This is a genomic window from Peribacillus muralis (genome assembly GCF_001439925.1).
GTDB lineage: Bacteria > Bacillota > Bacilli > Bacillales > DSM-1321 > Peribacillus > Peribacillus muralis.
Genome location: NZ_LMBV01000061.1, coordinates 1 through 1,292, shown reverse-complemented (window position 1 = coordinate 1,292; position 1,292 = coordinate 1). Strand labels below are relative to the sequence as shown.

Sequence of the window (1,292 nt, the reverse complement as noted above, 5' to 3'; positions counted from 1 at the left end):
TGAACTGACCCATCGAATTGAGACTTAGAAAAAACACTTATGCTGCCTGCTCTCCAAACTCAATTGGAGACAGGTAGTTTAATTTTGCCTGAATACGTATTTGGTTATAATAATACATGTATTGATTTACCATTTGCACTACTTTAGAATTAGATATAGATGCTCTTCTTTGAGTGTTGAATCCTTCCGACTTTAGCGAGGAGTGAAAGGATTCTATGACGGCATTATCATGGCAGTTTCCTTTTCGGGACATGCTTGTGATGATGCCTTTTTCTTTAGCTAAATTTTGAAAAACATAAGATGTATAAACAGAANNCCTTGATCAGTATGAATCAGTAACCCATCTTTTGGTTTTCTTTTCTCTACAGCTTCACTAAGTGTATTTTTAACCAGATCTACATCCTGAGTCNTCACTCACTTTGTAGGTTACAATCTCGTTATTATAAAGGTCTATGATTGTTGATAAATACAACATTTTTGATCCATACGGTAAATAAGTGATGTCCGTTACCCATTTCTCATTAGGCTTGGCAGCTGTGAATTCTCTATTTAGGATATTTTTCACCACAATGTTACTCTCACCATTTAAATATTTTGGTCGTTTAACTTTAATTTGACACTGCACTTGATATTTCTGCATGATCTTTTGAACTGTTTTTCGATTAACTTCTATTCCATGTCTTCTTTTTAGAAGAGCCTTGATTTTCCTATGACCATAATGAAAATGACTCTCTCCGCAAAGGAGAACGACTACTTCTTCAAGTGGGCTCATAACGGATCTTGTATACTTTTTCTTCCACCTATAATAGGTGGCCTTAGGTACTTCTAATACTGCTAATATATCAACGATTTTGTACATGGAAGACAGTTCCTTGACTACTTGTACAACAATTTGTGGCTCCAACTCCTCTCGATCTCTTGGTACTTTTTTAAGATTTCCAACTGTGCTTTTAATTGCTTATTCTCTTGTTTTAAAGCATCTTTTTCACTTAAACCAGCGGGTCCTTTTCCATACGTATATTGTTTTCCTACAGGCTGAGAGAATCGATGGGTTTGCCCTTCATCATGCCATTTCTTCCATGTTTTAATCTGGGATACATTTTTGATTCCTAACTGTTTCATTATTGCTTTATTACTCATTCCTTGTAACTTTAATTCTACAGCTTGCCACTTTACTTCCTCGGGGTAGTGAACTCTTGTGCCCATAAAGAAAAACACCTCCAAAATCGTTTAGATAACTAATACGACTCAAGGGGTGTTTTTTCCTTGTCTCACTTTACTGGGTCACTCTA

General features: G+C 35.8%; 2 pseudogenes. Both read right to left on the bottom strand.

The features are described 5' to 3' along the window. Window positions 1–37 precede the first annotated feature (37 nt). Window positions 38–314 (bottom strand): annotated as a pseudogene (locus tag ASU00_RS26570) (transposase); the annotation flags it as partial. 96 nt (window positions 315–410) lie between these two features. Then, window positions 411–1,206, bottom strand: a pseudogene (locus ASU00_RS24920) (IS3 family transposase); the annotation flags it as partial. Between the last annotated feature and the right edge of the window lie 86 nt (window positions 1,207–1,292).